Here is a 20,928-nt window from a genome sequence, read left to right on the forward strand (position 1 = left end):
AATGCTTTTCTCAAGTTTCGGGCTTTGGCGCCAACAAAAAACACTGCGCGCCCTCCTTCACCCTGCCGGGCAGGCTGGCGGAGAGGTTCTATTGTGGGGCAGAAAACATACCCGGCGGGAATATTGGATACGCTCGGTGTTGAAAAAAAACGTTATTTATCTTGAAGACGGCTTTCTGCGCTCGCTCGGCTTGGGCGTGGAAGGTTGGCCGCCGTTTTCTATGGTGGCAGACGATTTGGGCATCTATTACGACACCACCCGCCCCTCCCGCTTGGAGGCGTTGATTTTGGCAGCGGATCAGATGCCGTCTGAAACATTGGCCGATGCCCCAAAAGCGGCAGAATTAATCGTTGCCCACGGTTTGTCGAAATATAACCATGCGCCTGATTTTTCTTGGGATGTGTTTCAGGCCGGGCATTCCGATACCGCGTGCGTGCCTGAATCCGCGTATGGCAAATCAAGCGGGGCAGAGACAAAGCGGGATACTCAGGTCAAGCCCGAGTATAACGGAAATAAACATCTCAGGCCGTCTGAAAAAGAAATCGTGCTGGTTATCGACCAAACCTACGGCGATATGGCGGTGCAATACGGTGCAGCCGATGCGCAAACCTTTGCGCAAATGTTTCAGACGGCCTCAGCCGAAAATCCCGATGCTGAAATTTGGGTGAAAACCCACCCCGATGTGTTAAACGGCAAAAAACGCGGCTACCTCACCGATTTGCCGCAAGCGCAAAACGTGCGCCTGCTGGCGGCCGATGTCAGCCCGCTCTCACTGCTCGCGCAAGTGGATAAAGTGTATTGCGTAACTTCGCAGATGGGCTTCGAGGCCTTGCTGCTGGGCAAACCGGTGGCAGTGTTCGGGCTGCCCTGGTATGCCGGCTGGGGCGTTTCAGACGACCGCCATGCGGGCGTGAAAACCCTGCAGCAGCAGAACCGCCGCGCCCCGCGCACGCTGATGCAGCTTTTTGCCGCAGCCTATCTGCAATACAGCCGCTATCTCAATCCCAACACGGGCGAAGCAGGCACGGTGTTTGACGTTATCGGCCATTTGGCCGCCGAGCGCCGCCGCAACGAAAAACTGCGCGGCAATCTTTACTGCGTGGGCGTATCGCTGTGGAAACGGGCGGTGATGAAACCGTTTTTCCATGCTCCCGCCTGCCGCCTGCATTTTGTTTCATCGCTGAAAAAACTGCGCGAAATGCCGCTGCCTGCCGATGCGCGGCTGTTGGTGTGGGGCTGCGGCAGGCAGGAGCTGCTGGATTTTGCCGCCGAACGCGGCCTGCCCGTGCTGCATATGGAAGACGGCTTTATCCGCTCGGTGGGCTTGGGCTCGAATCTGGTGCCGCCGCTCTCGCTGGTTTGCGACCCTATGGGCATTTACTTTAACGCAGAAAAGCCCTCGCGCTTGGAGCATATCCTGCAAAACCAAACATTTACCCGGCGGGATTTTCAGACGGCCTCATCGCTGCAAAACGCGCTCACCGAAGCGGGCATCAGCAAATACAATGTCGGCGGCGGCGCGTTGGCCGTTCCGCCCGATGCCGGCAGGGTGCTGCTGGTGCCCGGCCAGGTTGAAGACGATGCCTCGCTGCGCCACGGCTCGCCCGCAATCCGCAAAAATCTGGATTTGCTGAAAAAAGTGCGTGCGCTCAACCCCTATGCCTACATTATCTACAAACCGCACCCCGATGTGGTGAGCGGTAACCGCACCGGCCACATCCCCCCCGAAGAGGCCGCGCGCTATGCCGACCAAACCGTAACCGAATGCGATATTGCCACCTGCCTGCAACACGCCCACGAAGTGCACACGCTCACCTCGCTTTCAGGCTTCGAAGCCCTGCTGCGCGGCAAAACCGTGCATTGCTACGGCCTGCCTTTTTATGCGGGCTGGGGTTTGACCCGCGACCACCTGCCGCTTCCCCGCCGCACGCGCAAACTGGCTTTGTGGCAGCTGGTGGCAGGCACGCTGGTTTATTACCCCGATTATGTCTGCCCCGAAACCCGCCGCCCGGTCGATGCGCAAACCGCCGTCAATATTCTGCGCAGGCAGAAAACGCAGCAAGGCGGCGGCCGTCTGAAAAGAAGTTTTGCCGCCAAACAGTGGGGCAAACTCAAACAGCTGCGCGTGTTATTCAGGCCATAAAAGCCGGATTCAAAAAATCAATATATTGAATGCTTTATTTCAGCAACAGGCAGCAGGCCGCAAACAGTTGAAGATAACGGAGCCGAACTCTGCTGCCGCCCCGAAGCTGACAACCCGTTCTCTCTGCACCAAGCCGCAGCAACGCCTTACTGAAAGGAGATAAAGTGATTCACGATATAGACCACAAGGTTGAACCATTAAGGAAGTGTTGATGACAAACACCTTTATTCCCGGATCGCTGGAAGCACTCTGCCGCAGCAGCAGGCGCATTTTGCTGTTGCAGGGGCCGGTGGGGCCGTTTTTCAAAACCTTCTCGCAATGGCTCACCGAAAACCGCCGCAAAACCGTGTTCAAGCTCAATTTCAATTATGGCGATGAGGTGTTTTACCCGCTGCATATGCCGCGCACCTTTGCCTACCGCGACACCTATCAGGCCTTCCCGGCCTTTCTGGCCGCATTTGTGCAGGAAAACCGCATCGATGCCGTGGTGTGTTTCGGCGATTTCCGCCCCTACCACACCGCCGCCAGGCAGGTGGCCGAAGAACACGGCATCGATTTTTGGGTATTTGAAGAAGGCTATTTCCGCCCTTTCTACATCACGCTCGAAAAACACGGCGTAAACGCTTTTTCGCCGCTTCCGCGCGATGCCGCCTTTTTTCAGACGGCCTTTGCCCGCCTGCGCCGGCAAGAATACATTGAACCGCCCCCCGTGCGCGGCGGTTTTTGGCCGATGGCAAAATGCGCGGTGCGCTACTATTTTGCCGCCGCCCGGCAGCACAGCCGCTATCCGCATTATATCCACCACCGCATCAACAGCTTAAGCCACTATATCCGCGCTTGGGCGCGCTCAGGTGTCAAGCGCGCCGTTTATATGCTGCAAGACCGCAAATTCGGCCGCGAAACAGCAAGCGGCCGCTACGGCAGGTTTTATATTCTGCCGCTGCAAGTGTTCAACGACAGCCAAGTGCGCATACACAGCGATTTTTCATCGGTGCAGAATTTTCTGCTGCACGTGCTCACATCGTTTGCCGCCCACGCGCCCGAACACACCAACCTGATTGTGAAACACCACCCGATGGACAGAGGCTTTACCGATTACCGCCGCGACATCAACCGCTTTATCCGGCAACACCCCAAGCTCAAAGGCCGCATTTTTTATGTGCACGATGCCCCGCTGCCCGTTTTTCTGCGCTACGGCGCCGGCATGGTTACGCTCAACAGCACCAGCGGTCTCTCCGCGCTGATTCACGGCATGCCGGTCAAAACCATCGGCCGCGCCGCCTACGATATTCCCGGCATCACCTTTCAAGGCAGCTTGGCCGAATTTTGGAAACACCCCGAGCCGCCCGATGAAGAATTATTCCATGCCTACCGTATGTATCACATCAACACCACCCAGATTAACGGCAGCTTCTACAGCGAAGTGCGCCTGCCCGCAACCGCAGGCAGCGGCACCCTGCCGCCTGAAAGCTGAAAAAACCAAGCAGAAACCAACCGCCCGGCAGCCGGCCTGCCGTCAAACCGCCAACCGTCTGAACAACCTTTTCAGACGGCCAACCTTTCAGACGGCCAACCTTTCAGACGGCCAACCTTTCAGACGGCTTTTACGGCACCGCTCTGCCTCACTGCCTGCCGGCCTTGTGCGCAAAACGGATATCCGCTATAAAGCCGCTGTTTCCACTTCCAAACCGACCAACCGCTATGGCTTCCCCCCTTTCCGCCCCCAAAGACCCGCTCGGCTCGGGCTGGATGATTTTGGCCGCCCTCTGCTTCACCCTGATGAATTTTTGGGTGAAAACCGCTTCGCAAACTTTCGGCTTCGGCGCCGGCGAGCTGGTTTTCTGGCGCATGGCTTTTGCCGCGCTGTTTCTCGGCGCCACCGCCAAAGTGCAAGGCAAAACTTTCGCCACGCCGCATTGGCGTGCACATTTAAACCGCAGCATTTCCGGCACGCTGGGGATGTTTTGCATTTTCTATGCCGTGATGCACCTGCCGCTGGCCACCGGCGTAACGCTGGGCTATACCTCTTCGATTTTTCTGGCAGTGCTGTCGTTTGCCGTATTGAAAGAGCGGGTGTCGGCCTACACGCTGGCGGTGCTGCTGCTGGGCTTTGGCGGCGTGGTGTTGCTGCTCAACCCTTCTTTTCAAAGCGGGCAGGAACCGGCGGCTTTGGTGGGCCTACTTGGCGGCCTCTTGGCGGGCTGGGCTTATCTGCAGGTGCGCGGGCTTTCACTTTTGGGCGAGCCGGGCTGGCGGGTGGTGTTTTATCTCTCGTTAGTCGGCATGGCTTTATCGGCGCTGTGGGCAAGCCTCACCGGCTGGCACCTGCCCACCGCCGCCTCCCTGCCCTCCCTGCTGGGCATCGGCGCATCGGCGCTGGCCGCGCAGCTCTGCCTCACCCGCGCCTATAAAGTCGGCAACACATTCACCGTGGCCTCGCTCTCCTATCTCACCGTGGTGTTTTCTTCGCTGGCAGGCGCTTGGTTTTTGTCCGACAAAATCAGTTGGCAGGAAATGCTGGGAATGGGTATTATTGCGGCAAGCGGTATTTTGAGCAGCATCAAACCGCCGCAGCGGCGCAAATCCCGACAACACTAAGGAGCAGCATCATGATTTCCATCAGAGAGCAGGCCTATGGTTTGAATGTGGCACTGTATAACGAATTCACGCTGGAAGATTTCTACCAATTCGAGCGCGCCGCTTTGGAATGCACGCAGAAAGTCCACCGCCCCGATATGCTGCTCGATTTAACCATGCTCAAAGATTTCACCATCGATATGGCGGTGGAACAGCTTAAATTTATGCGCCAACACGAAAACGATTTCGGCCGCATCGCCATTGTGGTCGATGATGTTTGGATCAAACTCGGCACCCGCCTCTCCGGGCTGATTACCCAACAGCACCCCAAATATTTTGAAGATACCGCTTCTGCGCAGGCCTGGTTGCAGGAGTCGCAGCCGGCATAGCTCGAAAATAAAGCCAATCAAAATAAAATGATGCCGCATTGCCCGCCCCGGCTTCACGCCGAAGCGGCAGTTCCTTTATTTTCGCCGCAAGGCCGCAGACAGCATCAAACCATACGGAACCGGCTCTGTTGCCGAAGCGGCGGTAAAACCGTTCTCTTTGTGCTAAGGCGCGAGACCGTAACAGAGATGAAGGGGTAAGATAACCGGCTCCGCGCCATCTGCCGCTTTCGGTTTGCTGCATGGTTTTGCTTTGTTTTACCGCATTTTCAACGACAGGCCGTCTGAAACGCCCGACTATGCTTTCAGACGGCCTGAAACTTTTGCAAAATTCAAAAAACACAAGAAGTTTATCTGCCGTTGTTACCGCACAGGCGGAAAGCCGATTGTTTGCCGCCCAAGTATCTGTTTAAACAATACTGCAATATTTTCATAGATTTCCGCCTGCGCGGTAATGGCAGTATTTAAGCCTTTCAGACGGCATTGGGATATTGTTGCAAAGAGTCTCTGCCTGTTTTCCCCTCTGTGAATATGCCGGAACTTTTACCGTTGCCAAACATCAGTAACTGATATAGCGGATCCGCTTTATTCCCGCTGCGGCCTGCCCGCTGCCGAAAACACAGCGGATTCACAATAAACAGGCCGTTACGGCCGGCAACAGCAAAGGAACAGCATGGATAAACATTATCCCCACATGCAGGTCAGCTATGACCCGCAGCACAAAGCCGCCTGGGTGGCGATGGCGGCACAACCCCTGCCGTGCTTCACGCCGGCGCTGCTGCACAGCCTGTTAGCGTATTTCGATGATGTGCGCACCGAAATCGACTCAGGCCGCCGCGAATACCGCTATATTGTCGGCACATCGGGCATACCGGGCGTATATAACCTCGGCGGCGATTTACACCTGTTTGCACAAGCGATTGCGCGCCGCGACCGCAGCACCCTGATGAGCTATGCCGCCGACTGCATCAAAGTATTGTACGAAGTGATGACCCATTTGAACCGGGAGCTGACCACCATCAATCTGGTCGAAGGCGATGCACTGGGCGGCGGTTTCGAGGGCGCACTGGCAGGCAACGTGCTGGTGGCCGAAAAAGGCACGCGCATGGGCTTGCCCGAAGTGCTGTTCAACCTTTTTCCCGGCATGGGCGCGTATTCGATGCTCTCGCGCAAAGCCGGCACGGGCGTGGCAGAAAAAATGATGATGGGCGGCGAAATCTACACCGCCGAACAGCTTTACGAAATGGGTGTGGTGGACATTTTGGCCGAAAAAAACTGCGGGCGGCAGGAAGTGCTGCGCTATATCGAGCGCGCTGAAAAATCCCCCAACAGCCACCGCGCCATGCGCCGGGTAAAAGATTACTGCAACCCCGTTTCCTATCAAGAGCTTGCAGACATCACCGCCATCTGGGTCGATGCCGCGCTCAAGCTGGGCGGGCGCGATTTGCAGGTAATGGCGCATCTGCTGCACAAACAGGGCAATAAATTCGCAAACCCCGCCAATCCGCCAAAATAAATACAAAACGGCAGAACCGGGCGGCAACCGGCCCGCTGCAAAGCAAACGCTGCCATGATGTGAAAACAAGCTGCGGTAAGGCGCAGCCCGCAATCTTCGCAGAGGCCGTCTGAAACCCCAATATTTTCAGACGGCCTCAAATACAGAAAACCCCGGCGTTGTGTACGCTTTCCGTTTTTTGCCTGAAGCGCATTTTAGAATTTTTGAAGCTTGCCGAGCATGCCCAAAGGCGCGGCAACGCCGTGCCTTTCCCAAGCCTGCCCCAAAACCACAAAGCCATTATTTCAGCAGAACAAAGCCGCGCGGCATAGAAAAAAGAAGCAACCCGCCTTTTCCGGCGTTGGGGCCGTCTGAAATGTTCAGACGGCCCCAAACTTGATATTGCGCCCCATACAGAGCGCATTTCTTACCAACGAAAAGCCCTTGCAAACCTATCCCCAGCCGTCTGAAAAACTATACAGCGCGGTTTTTCCCGCCCGCACAGAAATAACGGCAGACAAACTTTTTTGCAGGGCTTGTTTAATTCTGCCCGGGTTATCGGCCTTTCAACCGTATCTATTCCATAAAAACAGGCAGCCGCCCGCCGAAAAGCAGAAACAGGGCGGATAAACGCAAACGGTACAGCAAAGCGGTTAAAGCCATTATTAAGCAGCAGCCATAAACCAATCAAACCGTTAATCGTTACGGCCCCAAGCCAAACCCTTCCCAAATGCCGAAAACAATCAGACACCAATCAATTAGACAAAAAGTATTATTTATTGGATTATTTTTCAAACGCAAACAAACTTTCTTTAAATTTATTGCCGTTTTGTCTGATTTATGTATAATCGCTACATATCCCACACTACCGAAACAAAATTAGACAAAGGCACCCCATGCAATTAGACATCGACCGCTTAATCGCCTATTTCGGCGGCGTAAACGCCCTGGCCGAAGCCCTGAAAGCACACGATCCCGAAAACGCCGCCAGCACGGCGGCCATCTACAAATGGCGCAGCCGCGGTTCGCTGCCGCTGGCGCAGCTGCAAAAACTCACCGCCCTGGCCGAAGCGCAAGGCCGCCCTTTGGATTTGAATGCCTTTTTACAGCAACACACCACCCTGGAGAAACAAACCATGCCCCAAAACAACCGCGTTATCATTTTCGACACCACCCTGCGCGACGGCGAACAGTCGCCCGGTGCCGCCATGAGCAAAGAAGAAAAAGTGCGCATTGCCCGCCAGCTTGAAAAGCTGGGAGTGGATGTGATTGAAGCGGGCTTTGCCGCCGCCAGCCCCGGCGATTTTGAAGCGGTAAACGAAATCGCCAAAACGCTCACCCGCGCCACCGTCTGCTCGCTGGCGCGCGCGGTTGAAAACGACATCCGCAAAGCGGGCGAAGCCGTTGCCCCTGCCGCCAACCGCCGCATCCACACCTTTATCGCCACCAGCCCCATCCACATGGAACACAAGCTGAAAATGAAACCGGCCAAAGTGGTGGAGGCTGCCGTGAAAGCTGTGAAAACCGCCAAAGAATACACCAATGATGTTGAATTTTCATGCGAAGACGCGCTGCGTTCCGAAATCGGCTTTCTCGCCGAAGTCTGCGGCGCGGTGATTGAAGCAGGCGCCACCACCATCAACATTCCCGACACCGTAGGCTATTCGGTTCCCCACAAAACCGAAGAATTTTTCCGCGAGCTGATTGCCAAAACCCCCGGCAGCAGCAAAGTGGTGTGGTCGGCACACTGCCACAACGATTTGGGGCTGGCCGTTGCCAACTCGCTGGCGGCATTGAAAGGCGGCGCGCGCCAGGTAGAATGCACCGTTAACGGTTTGGGCGAGCGCGCCGGCAACGCTGCCATCGAAGAAATCGTAATGGCGCTGAAAACCCGCAGCGATGTTTTCGGCTTGGAAACCGGCATCGACACCACCCAAATCGTGCCTTCTTCCAAACTCGTGTCCACCATAACCGGCTACCCCGTGCAACCCAACAAAGCCATTGTCGGCGCCAACGCTTTCGCGCACGAATCGGGCATCCACCAAGACGGCGTGCTCAAACACCGCGAAACCTACGAAATCATGTCGGCCGAATCGGTGGGCTGGGCGGCCAACCGCCTGAGCCTGGGCAAACTTTCCGGCCGCAACGCCTTTAAAACCAAGCTTGCCGACCTGGGCATCGGGCTGGGCAGCGAAGAGGCCTTAAATGCCGCTTTCGCCCGCTTTAAAGAGCTGGCCGACAAAAAACGCGAAATCTTCGATGAAGACCTGCACGCGCTGGTTTCCGATGAAATGCACAGCCTTGCCCAAGATGCCTATAAATTTGTGTCGCAGCGCATCATCACCGAAACCGGCGAAGAGCCGCGCGCGCAAATCGTATTCAGCGTGAAAGGCGAAGAAAAACAGGCCGAAGCCACCGGCTCAGGCCCCGTAGATGCCATCTTTAAAGCCATCGAAAGCGTGGCAGACAGCGGTGCCGTCCTACAGCTTTATTCGGTAAACGCCGTAACCGAAGGCACCGAGAGCCAGGGCGAAACCAGCGTGCGCCTTGCGCGCGGCGGCCGCGTGGTCAACGGGCAAGGAGCCGACACCGATGTGCTGGCGGCCACCGCCAAAGCCTATCTTTCCGCCCTGAGCAAGCTGGAATTCGGCGCTGCAAAAGTGAAAGCACAAGGCGGTATTTAAACCGCCCGCTGCGCAATCCCGCCCGGCGCACCCACCGCATCACTCCGCTTGCCGGCTTTGCCGTGCCTTAAACGGCAACCCCAAACGAGCAGTCATGCCCAAGGCCGTCTGAAACCTCTTTCAGACGGCCTGATATTTTATAAAGTTTTGAAATATAAATAGAAAAATGAATAAATCGCGCAAATTCCCGCCCCCGGCAGCCATAATCCCGGTATTGGCAGCAGACACGCATGGTTTCGCTACAGGCAAGCCGCCTCCCGAAAGCCCGGGCTCCGCCATCAACTTTGCAAGCCTGCTGCGCTGCCCCCTGCAAGGCGGGAATCCGGCATGGGAACCGTCAATCATTGTATTTCCATAGCGCACGATAACGGTCAACTCCCGCCTGCGCGGAAATGACGATATTCAAACATTTCAGACAGCCTTTTAAGAGATTTCTGCAAAAGCCTCAGGCCGTCTGAAAGCCTGATTGCAATGGTTTTCAGACGGCCTGATAACGCCCGGCAACGGTTTATGCCGGGCGGGGCTGAATACGATGCTTAAACAACGCTGGCGCGTGCCGCCAGGCTTTCGCCGCGCCCTCCACCGGCGGCAGCAGTTTTTCGCGCACTTGGACGTGATAGCGGTTGAGCCGTTGCCGAAACCGCAGGCTCTAAAAAACAGCAGGCTAAAGGCCGTCTGAACATTTTTTCAGACGGCCTTATTTTATTTTCATCAAGGCATGAAATATTGATTAAAGCAAATTCCAACCTGAACATATCTCCTGCGGCCGTCTGAAATTCTGATTCCGCCTGCTTTCAGACGGCCTAAATGAATTTTGCAAAAGTTTCTGCCTGACAACGGTTATGCGGGTTTGGCGGGTACGCGCGGCTCAAACGGCGGCGGTGCGCGCTTCCAACCAGGCTTTCGCCGCGCCTTCCACCAGCGGCAGCAGTTTTTCGCGCACTTGGGCATGATAGCGGTTGAGCCATTCGGTTTCGGCAGCCGTCATCAAATCCTTATCCACCAGGCGGGTGTCGATCGGGCACAGGGTAACGGTTTCGAAACACAAAAAGCGGCCGAACGCAGCTTCGGCGGGGTTTTCCACCGGCTGGTTTACCACCAGGTTTTCAATGCGTATGCCCCATTGCTGCGGGCGGTAGAGGCCGGGTTCGTTGGAGCTGAGCATGCCGGCCTTCATGGCATGGCCGGGATTGGGGGCGGCATGATAGGAAACCACCTGCGGCCCTTCATGCACGTTGAGAAAATAGCCCACGCCGTGCCCCGTGCCGTGGCCGTAGTCGCATTGCGCCTGCCACAGCGGTGCGCGGCAAAGGGCATCAATCATCGGTGCGGGAATATTTTCGGGGAACACTGCCTGCGCCAGCGCGATATGAGCTTTGAGCACCAGCGTGAAATCGCGCTTTTGCGCGGCACTCGGCGTGCCGACAGGCATCACGCGGGTAATGTCTGTAGTGCCGCCCTGATATTGGCCGCCTGAATCAATCAGCAAGAGGCCGTTGCCGCCGATAACGGCATGGGCTTCGGGCGTGGCGCTGTAATGCGGCAGCGCGCCGTTGGCGTTGTAGCCGGCAATGGTGTTGAAGCTGGGCGAGACAAAATGCGGGCGGCGGCTGCGGTGCGCCAGCAGCAGGGTGTCGATGTCCAACTCGGTAACGGTTTCGCCGTTTGCGAGCTTCTGCTCCAGCTCGGCAAAAAAGCCGCACAGAGCCGCGCCGTCTTGGCGCATGGTTTCGCGGATATGGGCGATGTCGGCGGCGGATTTCATCGATTTAAACAGGGTGGAGGGGTTGGTGCTTTCGACCAGCCGCACGCTGTCGGGCAGTTGCGCCAGCGTGCTGACCGCCGTTTTGGCGGGATCAATCAGCAGGCTGCCGTTAATCTGCGACAAGGCGGCCGCCGCTTCATGGTAACCGGCAATATCGATAGCGGCTTCGGCCAATACGGCGCGGGCGGCGGGCGTTAAGGCTTCGGGCGCGGCAAACAGCACGGCCTGATTCTGCCCGATAAGTAAATAAGACAAAAACACGGGATTAAACGGCACATCGCTGCCGCGCAGATTGGTGAGCCAGGCGGTGTCGTCCAACGAAGAAACCAGGTGGTAATCCGCACCTTGCTCTTTCATGGCCGCGCGCACCCGCGCCAGTTTGGCGGCGGCACTTTCGTTCACAAAGACGGCATCGTGCGGGTAAACCGGCGATTGCGGCAAGGCGGCGCGGTTTTCCCAAACGGCGGCGAGAATATCGCCACTGTGAACCAGGCTGATGTTTTTTGCCGCAAACGCGCTTTTCAGACGGCGTTTGGCGGCCAGCGACAGCATATCGGGCGCGATGCCCACGCGGGCGTTTTCGGGCAGGCTCTCAGCCAGGTCTTCCACATGGGTTTTGCCCAAACCGAGTTTTTGCAGGGCGATGCCGCTGCCGGCAAGCTGCTGCGCCGCCTGCTCCCAATAGCGGCTGTCTGCCCACAAATCGGCGCTGTCTTTTTTTACCACCAGCGTGCCGGCCGAGCCGGTAAAGCCCGAAACATACACCCGCGCCTGCCAGTGCTGCGGCAGGTATTCCGACAAATGCGGGTCGGCCGAAGGGATAATCCACGCATCAAATGATTGTGTGCTCATGATTTGGCGCAGAGCGGCCAAACGTTGGGAAGGCGTGTCCATACTGAACTCTCCGAAAAGTGATATTGCTGTGATTTGTCCGGGGCGGTGTCAATCCACGCCTTCGAGCAGGCGGTTCAATACCGGCACCAACACCAGCAGCACCAAGCCTGCCGCCAGCCCCACCGTGCCGATCAAACGGTAAAACGCGGCGGCATTTTCAGCGGTGAAATATTCTTTAAACAATCGCCCGCCCAAAGTAAAGCCCAGTGAAAATGCCAAAAAGGTCAGCGCAACCATCTGGGTTTTGAAGTGGGGCGGCGCGATTTTGGTAGTCAGCGACAAAGAAATCGGCGAAATGAGCAATTCGGCAATGGTGATGCCCAAAATAACCAGTGCAAACACTGCCAGCGGCATAACCGTGCCCGATGTGATAAACGGCACGAAACACCAATACGATACGCCCAGCACAATCACCGACAACGCGAATTTCAACGGCGTTTTCGGCTGTTTTCTGCCCATTTTCGTCCACATTGCCGCCATCAGGCCGGAAAACAGTATCACCCACAAACTTTGCAGCGAATCTTTCCACGCCACGGGTATGGTAAAGCTGCCGATGCTGCGGTCGGCCGTTTCATCGAAATACACCGTAACCGCAGTAAACACTTGGAACCACAGCGCCCAAAAAATACAAATCGCCGCAAACAGCGGGATATAGGCGGTAATATAACGCTTGTTTTGCGCCTCTACGCCCGAGCCGCCGAGCAGGCGCACAAAATAAACCAAAGCCGCCAGAATCACCGCAGCCAGCAGCAAGGTTGAAAAATTATCCAAATTGAGCCAACCCGACCATACCGCTGCCAGCAAAACCGCAACCACACCCGCGGCTGCCGCTGCCGCCGCTTTTCCCTTACCTGCGGGCAGCGGAAACGGCGCCGGCGTAGGCGGCAGCGCTTTGCGCCCGTACGCATATTGCAGCAGGCCCAAAGCCATGCCCACTGCTGCCGCCCCGAAGCCGTAATGGAAACCCAGATTGCTTTGCAGCAGGCCGGTCAGCAGCGGGCCCAAAAAACCGCCGATATTGATGGAAATATAAAAAATCGAAAACCCCGCATCGCGCAGCGGGCGCAACTCTTCGCTTTCATACAGCGATCCCACCATCGAACCTGCCGCTGCCTTCACCCCGCCGCTGCCCAGCGCAATCAGCACCAAGCCGCAAAACAAGCCGGCCACGCCCGGGATCAAAGCCAGCGCGATATGCCCGGCCATGACCATCATGCCCGCATAAAACAGCGTGCGCTCCGCCCCCCACAAACGGTCGGCCAGCCAGCCGCCCAAAATGGTGGAAAGATAAACGCTGCCGCCGTAAGTGCCGACAATACCGCCTGCCGCCGCCTTATCGATGCCCAAACCGCCTTCGGTGGTTTGATAGTAAAGATAGATCAGCAGGATACCCTGCATACCGTAAAACGAAAAACGCTCCCACAGCTCAATCTGAAACAGCGAGGAAAGCTGCCACGGATGCCCGAAAAACTTACGCTCTTTCTCTACAAGTTTATTCATTGTTTTTTTTCCTTGAAACGGCTGCACAGCCGGTTTGATTCCGTTTTTTTAATTTAGCAGATAATGCCCTTGCAGAACAGTTTGCCTGCGGGCGGATTCGGCCGTCTGAAACGCCGGCAGACCTGCTTTGTTTTTCAGCGCGCCAACCATCCCGTGCACCTCCTGCCCTCATGCCGGAGCACCATACCACGGGCACGGCGGCGCCGGAAACGGCACCGGCCGTCCGAAAAACGGTTTCAGACGGCCAATCCCCGCCGCACCTTCGGCGGTTCCAACGCCCGCGCCCCGACCGCTTCTGCCCGGCAGAGCGGTGCTAGATAATCCCCAGCGATTTCAATCCGCTATACACGCCGTCTTCTTCTACTGTCGGGCAGATATAATCCGCCGCCGCTTTCAAATCAGGATGGCCGTTGCCCATTGCCACGCCAAACCCCACGGCTTTTATCATTTCTATATCGTTCAAACCGTCGCCGAACGCCATCACTTCCTGCATATCGATGCCCAACCCTGCCGCCGCCGCGCGGATACCGCGCGCTTTCGAACCCTCTATATCGAGTATATCCACCGCCGATTCGTGCCAGCGCACGGTTCTGCAACCGTGTTCCGCCGCTGCGGCCGCCATCTCGGCTTCACGCCCGGCAGCATAAAAACCGAGCATTTGAAACACTTCGTTGCGGCGGTAAAAATCTTTGTCCACAGGGTGATCGGGCAAAATATGCGCCATCGCCCCTTCCACCTCAGGCACGGGCTCGGACACGGCGATGGTGTGATCGGCCACAAACGCATAAGCAATGCCCTTGCGGTCGAAATAAGCGCACAATGCTTCGACCTTGGCGGTTTCCAGCGGATATTTTTGCAGCACTTCGCCGCGATAGCGGACAAACTGGCCGTTGATGGTGAGCAGCAAATCCATACCGGCCTCTGCCGCCAACGCGCGCACCTTGGCGGGCATGGCGGCATACGGGCGGCCGGTGGCAATGGCGGTGAGGATGCCGCGCGCCTTCAACGCTTTCACGGCCTCCGCCACCGATGGGCGCAGCGTGTCGGTGTATTTGCGGTAAAGCGTATCATCGATATCGAAAAAGATGATTTTGGGAGTTTTCATAGCATTTCTTTCTGAATAATGTCCGCAGGCTGCCGAAAACTGCCGGCATCGCGATACACCGCGCCCGTTTGCCCTCGGCAGCGATCGCGCGGATAAGGCCGTCTGAAAACGGCCGGAGCCGATATGGCCTGCTTTATTTCTGTTACAGTGTACCGGCCTTGTCTCAAAGAAAAAGGTTTTACAGGCCGCTGAAGCCGCAGCGGAACCGGCTCCACCATACCCGCACCGCCCACAGCCTGCTTTGTGCCGAAACAAAGGCATTCACTATACTTTTCCGTTGCCGGGCAAAACACGGCAGACCTCGGGCTGGTTCGCCTCAGCCGGCGGCTTCACAACCACCCGCCCACTGTTTGTGTCTGCCGCCCGATGCCTTGCCGTGGTTTCATCGAGCCGGCCATGCCGCCTTTTCAGACGGCCGCAGCATCCGAGTGTCGGAAAACGTGAAAAAATCAACAGTACAATCTTTTCAGACGGCCTCCAACACCTTCACCGCCGCCCCGCCCTGCTTGAATTTGGCTTTCAACAGCGGCGGCAGGGTTTCATCAAAATACCACCGGCCGCCGGGCAAGGCCAGCGCACCGCCTTCGCAGCGCAGCACCGCCGACCGCCCCGACAGGCAATCGGTTTCCACGATTTCGATTTTGCACGACCTTCCCCACCCCGCCACCGGCAGCCGCCCCGCCAGCAGCGCAATACGGTTGTTTTGCGCCTCGATACCGCCCGCCGCGGCACAGCCGCCATCGCAGCACCCTGCCTCCTGCAGCGGACACGGCACGCCTTTGGCATGGGTTTGCGGCAGAATATCAAGCGGCAACGGACACAAACCGTGCGCCTGCGCCCATTGCACCAATGCACGCTTGGCCGCTTTTTTGTGCACAAACAAACCATTGGGCGGATTCTGCCTGCCGCCCTGCACCAACGGCACCACCCGCGCCTGCAAGCGCGCCTGCCCGTCCGGCACAAACTCAACCGTGAAATAACCGCCGGCGCTTTCAGACGGCCGGATGCCGTATTGTTCCGCCAATTGCACTTTCAGCCACAGCGCATGGAGCGGCCCCGCCGCCGGGATAAAATCCAAACCGCCGGTTTCCGACACCAACGGCCGGTTTCTTTCAAGATGCAGCATCATCGCCACTTCGGCAAATGCCTTCTCATGCACGCAAACCTCCAGCGCACGCCCCCAGCCGTCCCGCCAAACCGACACGCCCGGGGTATCGGGCAGCGCATAAATCTGCTCCGCCAAACCTGCATTCAGCCAAACCGGCAGCAGCTTCGGATTCATCAGCTCTCGGCAATGGTTTTCCCATTCTGCGCCTTTTTCGGCCAAACTGGCTTCCAAAAAATCGGCCAACGCCAACACATCGGCCAACGCACGGTGGCGGTTGGCCGCCGAAATGCCGAAACGCTCGATAATGCTGTCAAGATTATGCTTGTGAAACTGAGGATACAGGCGGCGCGACAATTTCACGCTGCACAAAGCCGGCGCGGCAAAATCCACGCCCGCACGCCGGAACTCATGGCAAAGAAAGGTGTAGTCGAAGCGGCTGTTGTGCGCCACCAGCAGCGAACCGCGCAACAGCGGCAACAGCTCTCCCACCAAATCGGCAAACGCCGGCGCAGCGGTCACCATCTCATTGCTGATGCCGGTGAGGCGGGTGATAAACGCCGAAACCGACCGTTGCGGATTCACCAGCCGCTCATACCGCTCTGCCCTACCGTTTTCAAAACGCAGCAGCGCCACCTCGGTGATACGGTCCTCAAACAGATTGCCGCCGGTCGATTCGACATCCACCACAACCACCGGCACACCCAAACGGTCGAAACACGCCGCCAGCAGCGGCCAACGATTAGAGGCTAGCGCCATCATATTTCCGATTAAATTCAAATAACAGCCCGCTATTTTACACTTTTTCGCCAGCAATCGCTTGACAGCATTAACAGGCATTCATATAATACAAATCTTCCACGCACCCGTAGCTCAGTTGGATAGAGTATCTGGCTACGAACCAGAGGGTCGGGCGTTCGAATCGCTCCGGGTGCGCCACAGTTTATTTATCCGCGCCCATCGTCTAGCGGTTAGGACATCGCCCTTTCACGGCGGTAACCGGGGTTCGATTCCCCGTGGGCGTGCCATACAACCGAAGCCCTTGAAATATTCAAGGGCTTCGTTTTTTTCACCCCCCCCCTGCCGCACAGGCCGTCTGAAAACATTTCTCAGACGGCCTATGAATTTTCAGCCCCATCAAAACACGGTTCGAACAGCAAGAATCTTTCGAAAAATATCTTCAGGCCGTCTGAAAAGTTTAAACTCCCGCCCAAGTGGGCATACAGATGAAAATATTAATGTATTGCTTAAACAAATGTTTAAATGTTTAGATGCTCCCTAGATTCCCATCTGCACAAGAATGACGGAGGTTAAGCATTTTCAGACGGCCTTAAAGTAGTTTCACAAAGGTTTCGGCTGCACATATTGCAACCCAAATCAAAACACCTTTTCAGACGGCCGCAATATCCCTCCCAACCTTTCGGGCAGGCGGCAGACTTTCTGCGCGGCATAGTCGAAACACGCCGTGCCCGTCTGCACTTTGGCAATACTGGAACCATCGCTTTCGCGGCTGATGTGGTAAAGCAGTGCAAAACCGCTGCGGCCGACATCTGCCGCGCCCATTTCCACCGCCGCATCCGTCATAATCAGCCCGACCCCGCCCGCATCCAACTCGCTGAAACCGTGCAGCACAAGCCGGCGCAAACGGCATTCATGACACAAACGCAACGCCGCATCATTAGACAAATGACCGCCGTAATTAATATCGCCGATTTGCACCGTTATGCCGGTGCGGAACAAAACCGCTTCGGGCAAAGGCAGATGAATACGCGGCATAACCCCTTCCTTAAGAAACAACCGCTTCAACCATTGCAAAGCCGCCGGCAGCCACACGATAACGACACGGCCTGCCTTCCTGAGGCTATGCGGCATTCCGTGATTCTAAGCGATTCCCCAAACAAACCGGCCGTACCGGCGCATACCTGCAGCACCGCCCCTGCCTGAAGCAACTTTTTATTCAAACGGCTTGTTTTTGTTGTCGCGTGTAGTTTTCTGAGCGAACCTGATATAATCCGCCCGTTATCCAATATTTCACCCCAATCCGGAGGATGTTTATGGCACTCGTATCCATGCGCCAACTGCTTGATCATGCGGCTGAAAACAGCTACGGCCTGCCCGCTTTCAATGTAAACAATCTCGAACAGATGCGTGCGATTATGGAGGCCGCCGACCAGGTAAACGCACCCGTTATCGTACAGGCCAGCGCAGGTGCGCGCAAATATGCCGGCGCGCCGTTTCTGCGCCACCTGATTTTGGCCGCCGTTGAAGAGTTTCCGCACATTCCCGTGGTGATGCACCAAGACCACGGCACATCACCCGATGTGTGCCAACGCTCCATCCAACTGGGCTTCAGCTCGGTAATGATGGACGGTTCGCTGCTCGAAGACGGCAAAACCCCGTCCAGCTACGAATATAATGCCGAAGTAACCCGCAAAGTGGTGGAATTTTCCCATGCCTGCGGCGTGTCGGTCGAAGGCGAAATCGGCGTTTTAGGCAATTTGGAAACCGGCGAAGCCGGCGAAGAAGACGGCGTGGGTGCCGCCGGCAAGCTTTCCCACGAACAAATGCTCACCAGCGTGGAAGACGCCGCCCGTTTCGTGCGCGACACCGGCGTGGACGCGCTGGCGATTGCCATCGGCACCAGCCACGGGGCCTACAAATTCACCCGCCCGCCCACCGGCGATGTGCTGCGTATCGACCGCATCAAAGAAATCCACGCCGCCCTGCCCAACACCCATATCGTGATGCACGGCTCCAGCTCGGTGCCGCAGGAATGGCTGCAAACCATCAACGAATACGGCGGCAACATCGGCGAAACCTACGGCGTGCCGGTGGCGGAAATTGTGGAAGGCATCAAACACGGCGTGCGCAAAGTCAATATCGACACCGATTTGCGCCTGGCCTCCACCGGAGCCATCCGCAAATTTATGGCCGAGCACCCCGCCGAATTCGACCCGCGCAAATATCTGGCCAAAACCGTAGAAGCCATGAAGCAGATCTGCATCGACCGCTACACCGCTTTCGGCTGCGAAGGGCAGGCAGATAAAATCAAGCCCGTATCATTGGAAAAAATGGCCGTGAAATACGCCAAAGGCGAGCTGAACCAAATCGTAAAATAACGCCGCTCCCAAAGACAGAATACCGAGGCCGTCTGAATGTTCAGACGGCCTTTATGCTGCCCGCCATCCGTCAGGCAGACACCAAGCCTGCTTTGTAAAAACAACGGTGAAAAACGCCGAGCCTGACGCTTGATAATTGAAACAGGCATCGCGGGCATAATCGGGCGTTTCACCGTGCTGTGTATGCAATTCGGCGTATTGCGGTTCCAACCCCGTCAAATCGCAGAAGCGGCGGCCGACACCCCGCGCCCCGCCGCCCGATAGGGCGCACATCGTTTGTTGTTACGCTCTATAAATCCCGTCTGAAAAAACAACGGCCGTCTGAAAATCTTTCAGACGGCCTTGATAATTGCCTGATCTCTCAACGTCTGCATATATAGTGAACCTACTGCGTTTCCATGACTGCGTTGCCGCGGCTCAACCCAAAGCAAACACTTTTACCGGCCGCCCAGGCAACAAAACCGGTTTCATGCCGCCCATACCGTCTGCGCTGGCTGCGGCTTGTTTTGTATCGAAAATGAAGCAAGATGCACCATAGTCGGCAAAAAGCCACATTGCCGCGTTCAAAAGTAAATTCACGTTAAACGGCATTGCCGCCCAAGCCGGCATTGATTAGCATCATTTACGGCAAAGCCGCCGTTGCAGCTTTGCCGGATTCACCAATTACACACTGATTCACTTTACTCAAGGAAAATACCCATGAAAACCAGATTCTGCCTGCTTGCTTCTACCGCACTGATGCTTGCCGCCTGCGCCGCCCCCAACACCCCCGAGCCTATGGAAAACAACCGCAGCAACCATGCACAAAGTATGCGCTACTCATGCGAAAACGGCTTGTCCGTTTCGGTGCGCCAACTGGGTACCGAGCGCATCGCACTGCAACTGAACGACAAAACCACCGTGATGGATCATGCCGTTTCAGGCTCCGGAGTACGTTATGTGAGCAAAAGCGGGCTGTTTGGTTCGGGCGCCCAATGGCATGAAAAAAACGGCACCGCCATCTTCAACTTCACCGACCCCTACGGCAATAAAGTAGAAACCGTTTGCAACGCATCATAAAAACTTCCGGCACTTCAATTCCAGCAGGCCGTCTGAAAGCCTTTCAGACGGCCTTTGGCATGGCAGTGCTTTATCCCGCGGGCTTACAGGTAGAATTTTTCAACCACTTTCAAATTATCATCGAGTTTATACACCAGCGGTTGCCCGGTGGGGATTTCCAAACCCATAATGTCGTCATCTGAGATGCCTTCGATGTGTTTGGCCAGCGCGCGCAGCGAGTTGCCGTGGGCGGCCACCAAAACGCGTTTGCCGCCCAAAATGGCGGGGGCGATTCGGTCTTCCCAGAAAGGCAGCACGCGCTCCAGGGTTACTTTCAGGTTTTCGCCGTTGGGAACCACATCGGCCGGCAGCTCGGCATAGCGGCGGTCGTTGTGGGCGGAAAATTCATCGCTCGGGTCGAGCAGCGGCGGCAGGGTGTCGTAGCTGCGCCGCCAGATGTGCACCTGCTCATCGCCGTATTTTTCGGCAGTTTGTTTTTTGTCCAAACCCTGCAATTGGCCGTAATGGCGTTCGTTCAAACGCCAGCTTTTTACCTGCGGCACCCAAAGTTGGCCGCTCTCTTCCAGCACGATATTGCAGGTTTTGATGGCTCGGGTTAATACCGAAGTGAAGGCGATGTCAAACAAATAGCCTTTCTCTTTGAGCTTTTTGCCGGCAGCGGCGGCTTCGGCCAAGCCCTGCTCGCTCAGCTTTACATCGCGCCAGCCGGTAAACAGGTTTTTGGCGTTCCATTCGCTTTGGCCGTGGCGGATAAATACTAATTCCATGTGTCTGCTCCAAATAACGGTGTTAAAAACCTGCTTTATAACATATTTTACTGCTGCCGTTGCGTGAAGCCGCTGCGGTTTTGACCGATATTAAACCGGATCCGCTTAACTTTCTTTAAGGGGCTGAAGTAGATTAGCCCTAAACACCACACCAAAGCCGCAAAGTTTTTAACTGCTGCTTTGGTGTCCCGAAGTTAAAACGAAACTCACATTCTTTCAAGAACAGAGGAAAAGATTTTCGGTCGATTCCGTTGTATTTGCGCAAGACACGTTTCGCCTGATTCCAAAAATTCTCAATGCCGTTGATATGGTTGTGTCGGTCGGCAAAC

At 56.2% G+C, this 20,928-nt stretch carries 15 protein-coding genes, 2 tRNA genes and 1 pseudogene; 11 read left to right on the forward strand and 7 right to left on the reverse strand.

Annotated features, from left to right (window positions below):
* Position 1 precedes the first annotated feature (1 nt).
* The 6 genes from IR141_RS04320 (at position 2) to IR141_RS04345 (ending at position 9,285) form a co-directional block, all read left to right on the forward strand.
* Positions 2-2,143, forward strand: coding sequence for a capsular polysaccharide biosynthesis protein (locus tag IR141_RS04320; protein WP_135034438.1), 2,142 nt, complete (start codon positions 2-4; stop codon positions 2,141-2,143).
* A 211-nt stretch (positions 2,144-2,354) separates the two neighbouring features.
* Positions 2,355-3,617, forward strand: coding sequence for a capsule biosynthesis protein (locus IR141_RS04325; protein WP_135034439.1), 1,263 nt, complete (start codon positions 2,355-2,357; stop codon positions 3,615-3,617).
* 227 nt (positions 3,618-3,844) lie between these two features.
* Positions 3,845-4,741, forward strand: a complete 897-nt coding sequence (locus tag IR141_RS04330) for a DMT family transporter (RefSeq protein ID WP_135034440.1) — start codon at positions 3,845-3,847, stop codon at positions 4,739-4,741.
* Positions 4,742-4,752: 11 nt separating this feature from the next.
* Entirely contained in the window at positions 4,753-5,109 is a 357-nt protein-coding gene (locus IR141_RS04335) for an STAS/SEC14 domain-containing protein (RefSeq protein WP_135034441.1), read from the forward strand.
* Between the two features lie 670 nt (positions 5,110-5,779).
* Entirely contained in the window at positions 5,780-6,622 is an 843-nt protein-coding gene (locus tag IR141_RS04340; RefSeq protein WP_135034442.1) for a crotonase/enoyl-CoA hydratase family protein, read from the forward strand.
* An 875-nt stretch (positions 6,623-7,497) separates the two neighbouring features.
* Positions 7,498-9,285, forward strand: a complete 1,788-nt coding sequence (locus tag IR141_RS04345) for a 2-isopropylmalate synthase (protein WP_135034443.1) — start codon at positions 7,498-7,500, stop codon at positions 9,283-9,285.
* Between the two features lie 868 nt (positions 9,286-10,153).
* Here the strand turns inward: IR141_RS04345 and IR141_RS04350 are convergent.
* The 4 genes from IR141_RS04350 to IR141_RS04365 all read right to left on the reverse strand — a co-directional run bounded on the left by IR141_RS04350 (position 10,154) and on the right by IR141_RS04365 (position 16,413).
* Positions 10,154-11,944: an aminopeptidase P family protein gene (locus tag IR141_RS04350; RefSeq protein WP_135034444.1), complete on the reverse strand. Its 1,791-nt coding sequence runs from the start codon at positions 11,942-11,944 to the stop codon at positions 10,154-10,156.
* Between the two features lie 48 nt (positions 11,945-11,992).
* The gene (locus IR141_RS04355) at positions 11,993-13,444 is read right to left on the reverse strand and encodes an oligopeptide:H+ symporter (protein WP_135034445.1); all 1,452 of its coding nucleotides are present in this window, start codon (positions 13,442-13,444) and stop codon (positions 11,993-11,995) included.
* 313 nt (positions 13,445-13,757) lie between these two features.
* On the reverse strand, positions 13,758-14,549 hold the full coding sequence (locus tag IR141_RS04360; protein WP_135034446.1) for a Cof-type HAD-IIB family hydrolase: 792 nt from the start codon (positions 14,547-14,549) through the stop codon (positions 13,758-13,760).
* Between the two features lie 466 nt (positions 14,550-15,015).
* On the reverse strand, positions 15,016-16,413 hold the full coding sequence (locus IR141_RS04365; protein ID WP_135034453.1) for a PolC-type DNA polymerase III: 1,398 nt from the start codon (positions 16,411-16,413) through the stop codon (positions 15,016-15,018).
* A 103-nt stretch (positions 16,414-16,516) separates the two neighbouring features.
* Here IR141_RS04365 and IR141_RS04370 point away from each other — a divergent pair.
* A tRNA-Arg gene (locus IR141_RS04370) sits at positions 16,517-16,593 on the forward strand.
* 14 nt (positions 16,594-16,607) lie between these two features.
* Positions 16,608-16,682: transfer RNA gene (locus IR141_RS04375), tRNA-Glu, on the forward strand.
* Positions 16,683-17,031: 349 nt separating this feature from the next.
* On the opposite strand, the gene IR141_RS04380 is transcribed toward IR141_RS04375, so the two are convergent.
* Positions 17,032-17,430, reverse strand: coding sequence for a thioesterase family protein (locus IR141_RS04380; RefSeq protein WP_135034447.1), 399 nt, complete (start codon positions 17,428-17,430; stop codon positions 17,032-17,034).
* A 278-nt stretch (positions 17,431-17,708) separates the two neighbouring features.
* Here IR141_RS04380 and fba point away from each other — a divergent pair, with 278 nt between their 5' ends.
* From fba to IR141_RS04390, 3 genes are all read left to right on the forward strand, one after another.
* Positions 17,709-18,773 carry a class II fructose-bisphosphate aldolase gene (gene fba, locus IR141_RS04385; RefSeq protein ID WP_135034448.1) on the forward strand — a complete coding sequence of 355 codons (1,065 nt, stop codon included), beginning with the start codon at positions 17,709-17,711 and terminating at the stop codon, positions 18,771-18,773.
* 129 nt (positions 18,774-18,902) lie between these two features.
* On the forward strand, positions 18,903-19,037 hold the full coding sequence (locus tag IR141_RS13785) for a hypothetical protein (protein ID WP_255518793.1): 135 nt from the start codon (positions 18,903-18,905) through the stop codon (positions 19,035-19,037).
* A 435-nt stretch (positions 19,038-19,472) separates the two neighbouring features.
* Positions 19,473-19,832 carry an MliC family protein gene (locus IR141_RS04390; RefSeq protein WP_135034449.1) on the forward strand — a complete coding sequence of 120 codons (360 nt, stop codon included), beginning with the start codon at positions 19,473-19,475 and terminating at the stop codon, positions 19,830-19,832.
* 83 nt (positions 19,833-19,915) lie between these two features.
* On the opposite strand, the gene IR141_RS04395 is transcribed toward IR141_RS04390, so the two are convergent.
* Positions 19,916-20,599, reverse strand: a complete 684-nt coding sequence (locus tag IR141_RS04395; protein ID WP_135034450.1) for a 2,3-diphosphoglycerate-dependent phosphoglycerate mutase — start codon at positions 20,597-20,599, stop codon at positions 19,916-19,918.
* Between the two features lie 139 nt (positions 20,600-20,738).
* A pseudogene (locus IR141_RS04400) lies at positions 20,739-20,928 on the reverse strand (IS1595 family transposase); the annotation flags it as partial.

It is taken from the genome of Neisseria sp. 19428wB4_WF04 (assembly GCF_015235335.1).
In the GTDB taxonomy this organism is placed as follows: domain Bacteria; phylum Pseudomonadota; class Gammaproteobacteria; order Burkholderiales; family Neisseriaceae; genus Neisseria; species Neisseria musculi.